Source organism: Rhizobacter sp. P3_B12 (assembly GCF_056402895.1).
Genome location: NZ_JBFUGN010000582.1, coordinates 1 through 3931, shown reverse-complemented (window position 1 = coordinate 3931; position 3931 = coordinate 1). Strand labels below are relative to the sequence as shown.

Below are 3931 nucleotides of genomic sequence, written 5' to 3'. Positions count from 1 at the left end.
GTCGCCGGCGGCGCAGGCCACGCTCGACGCGATGCGGGCGCAGGGCGCGCAGGTGCAGGCGGTGCAGGCCGACATGTCGCGCGCCGACGAGGTCGCCCGCGTGCTGGGCGGCATCGCGCAGGGCGGGCAGCCGTTGCGCGGCGTGATCCATTCGGCCGGCGTGCTCGAAGACGGCGCGCTGCTGCAGCAGGACTGGCCGCGCTTCGTGCGCCCGCTCGGGCCCAAGCTCGACGGCAGCTGGGCGCTGCATGTGCTGACGCGCGGCGAGCCGCTGGATTTCTTCGTGTTGTATTCGTCGATGGCCTCGGTGCTGGGCTCGCGCGGCCAGGCGAACCATGCGGCGGCGAACGCGTTCATGGACGCGCTGGCGGCGCACCGGCGCGCGCTTGGGCTGCCGGGCCTGAGCATCAGCTGGGGCGCCTGGAGCGAGGTCGGCGCCGCGGCCGATCGCCAGGTGGACCAGCGTGTGGCAGCGCGCGGCATCGACGTGATCACGCCGACGCACGGGCTCGAACTGCTGGAGAAGCTGATGCGCGCCGAAGCCGCCCATGCGGGCGTGTTCCCGGTGCGCTGGGAGCGCTTCCTCGCGGGTGGCGATGCGCATGGCCGCTTCGTCGCGCATTTCACCGAGCACGCGAAGGGCGCGGTGAAGCCCGGCGCGAAGCACGCCGACGCGAAGCCCGCGGTGGCGGCCGGCGCGGCGCTGATCGACGAGTTGAAGCAGGCCACGCCGCAGCGCCGCCGCGAGCGGCTGCTGGGCTTCGTGGCCGAGCACGTCGCGCGCGTCGTCGATGCGCCGAGCGCCCAGGCGATCGACCCGCGCCAGCCGCTCAACGAACTGGGGCTCGATTCGCTGATGGCGGTGGAGCTGCGCAACCGGCTCGGCACCGGGCTCGGACTGGCGCGCAGCCTGCCGGCCACGCTGGTGTTCGACCACCCGACGCTGGAGGCGCTGGCGGCCTACCTCGAAGAGTTGGTGGTGCCCGTTGCGCCCGTGGCGGTGGCCAAGCCGGTCGACGCGGTCGGTGCGCTCGACGAGATGAGCGACGAAGAAGTCGAGGCGATGTTCGCCAAGAAATTGAAGAGGCCCTGAATGTCCGACTTCCTGGAACGCATCAGCCATTTCTCGCCGAAGCGCCTCGCGTTGCTGGCCGACGAGCTCCAGCAGCGCGTGCAGGAACTCGAAGGGGCCGCGCACCAGCCGATCGCGATCGTCGGCATCGGCTGCCGCTTCCCCGGCGGCGCTGACACGCCGGAGAAATTCTGGGCGCTGCTGCGCGACGGCGTCGACGCCATCACCGAGGTGCCCGCCGAACGCTGGGCCATCGACGACTGGTACGACGCCGATCCCGACCACCCCGGCACGATGAACACCCGCTTCGGCGGCTTCGTCGGCCCGGTCGACGGTTTCGACGCGCACTTCTTCGGCGTCTCGCCGCGCGAGGCGCTCAGCATGGACCCGCAGCAGCGCCTGCTGCTCGAGGTGGCCTGGCAGGCGCTGGAACACGCCGGCATCAATCCCGAACGCGTCGCAGGCAGCCGCACCGGCGTGTTCGTCGGGATGTCGGCCGGCGACTACTGGCAGCTGCTGCGCCAGGGCGGCGTCGACAGCTACGACGCCTACACCGCGTCGGGCATCGCGCACAGCATCGCGTCGGGCCGGCTCTCGTACGTGCTCGGTGCGCGCGGGCCCAGCGTCTCGGTCGACACCGCCTGCTCGTCGTCGATGGTCGCGATCCACCAGGCGGTGCACAGCCTGCGCCGCGGCGAATGCGACCAGGCGCTGGCGGGCGGCGTCAACCTGGTGCTGAGCCCGGAGATCACGGTCGCGCTGTCGCGCTCGCACATGATGGCGCCGGACGGCCGCTGCAAGGCCTTCGATGCGCGCGCCGACGGCTTCGTGCGTGGCGAGGGCTGCGGGCTGCTGGTGCTGAAGCGGCTGGCCGATGCGCAGGCCGATGGCGACACGGTGATCGCGCTGATCCGCGGCTCGGCCGCCAACCAGGACGGCCGCAGCAACGGGCTGACCGCGCCGAACGGCCCGGCGCAGGAGGCGGTGCTGCGCGACGCGCTGGCCGATGCGCGCGTGCTGCCGGCCGAGGTCGGCGTCGTCGAGGCGCACGGCACCGGCACCTCGCTCGGCGACCCGATCGAGGTGCAGGCATTGGGCGCGGTGATGGGCGAAGGCCGCGCGGCCGGTGCGCCGCTGCTGCTCGGTTCGGTGAAGGCGAACGTCGGCCACCTGGAGGCCGCGGCCGGCGTTGCCGCGGTGATCAAGATGGCGATGGCGCTGCAGCAGGCGCAGGTGCCGGGGCAGATCCACCTGCAGCAGCCGAACCCGTTCATTCCGTGGGACGAGCTGCCGGTGCGCGTGCCGACGGCGCTCGGGCCGTGGCCGACTCAGGCGCAACGCATCGGCGGCGTCAGCTCGTTCGGCTTCAGCGGCACCAATGTGCACCTGGTGATGGCACAGGCGCCCGAGGTGGCGCCGGTGGCGGTGAACCCGCGGCCGCTGCAACTGCTGACGCTGTCGGCGCGGCAACCGGCGGCGCTGCGCGAACTGGTGCAGCAACACCTGCCGTTGCTCGCCGATGGCGCGCCGTTGGCCGACCTCGCTTTCAGCGCGAGCACCGGCCGGGCGCGTTTTGCGCAGCGGCTCGCGGTGAGTGCTGCGACGCCGGCCGACGCGCGGCAGCGCCTGTCGGCCTGGTTGTCCGGCGAGGAGGTCGCGGGCGTGTTCGCCGGCACCGCGCCGGCGCGGCCGCCGAAGCTCGCGTTCCTGTTCACCGGCCAGGGCTCTCAATCGATCGGCATGGCGCGCGGGCTGTACGACAGCGAACCGGTGTTCCGCACGGCGCTGGAGCGCTGCGCCGCGGGGCTGCAGCTGCCGATGCCCTTGCTCGACGTGCTGTTCCGCGATGGGGCGCCGCTCGACGACACCGAGTACACGCAGCCGGCGCTGTTCGCCGTCGAGTACGCGCTTGCGACGCTGTGGATGTCGTGGGGCGTGCAGCCGCAGGCGGTGATGGGGCACAGCGTCGGCGAGGTCGTCGCGGCCTGTATCGCCGGCGTGTTCAGCCTGGAAGACGCGCTGCGGCTGATCGCCGAACGCGGCCGCCTGATGGGCGCGCTGCCGCGCAACGGCGCGATGCTCGCGGTGATGGCGAACGAATCCCGCATCGCCGACCTGCTGGCGCCGTGGCGCCGCGAGGTGTCGGTGGCCGCGGTCAACGGGCCCGACAACATCGTGATCTCCGGCCTCGCGATGGCGGTCGATGCGATCGCCACGCAGCTGCAGGCGGCCGGCCTGGTCGTCACGCGGCTGAAGGTCTCGCACGCGTTCCATTCGCCGCTGATGGCGCCGATGCTCGATGCCTTCGGCCAGGTGCTGCAGACGATCCACTACAGCGCGCCGCGCATCGACCTGGTCTCCAACGTCACCGGGCGCTTGATCGGCGACGAGATCGCCCACCCGACCTACTGGCGCGAGCACGTGATGGCCGCGGTGCGCTTTGCGCCGGCGATGCAGTCGCTGGCCGATGCCGGCTGCGAGCTGTTCCTGGAGATCGGCCCGCACCCGACGCTGCTCGGGCTGGGCCGTGCCTGCCTGCCGGAGCGCGGCGACTGGCTGCCGTCGCTGCGACGCGGCAAGCCCGACAGCGAGCAGATGCTGGACAGCCTCGCGGCGCTGTACGTGCAGGGCGTCGAGATCGACTGGCAGGGCTTCGGTGCCGGCCGCGGCGGCCGCCGCGTGCCCTTGCCGACCTATCCGTTCCAGCGCGAGCGCTACTGGCCCGCGTTCGCGAGCGCGGCGCGGCCGTCGCCCGCCGCGCCGGTGGCCGTGGCCGCCGACACCGGCCTCGCGCCGCGCGTGCAGCAGATGCTGCACGAGATCGCCTGGCGAGATTCGGTGCGCCCCGCGCTGCACCCG

Annotated in this window: 2 protein-coding genes; both read left to right on the top strand. The window is 72.9% G+C overall.

Features of this window, described 5'->3' with window-relative positions:
* Positions 1-1093, top strand: a 1093-nt coding sequence (locus AC1D01_RS24105; RefSeq protein WP_477870842.1) for a beta-ketoacyl reductase, incomplete at its 5' end; no start/stop codon positions are given.
* Positions 1094-3931: type I polyketide synthase (locus tag AC1D01_RS24100; protein ID WP_477870838.1), on the top strand; the 2838-nt coding region annotated here is incomplete at its 3' end. It abuts the gene before it with no gap.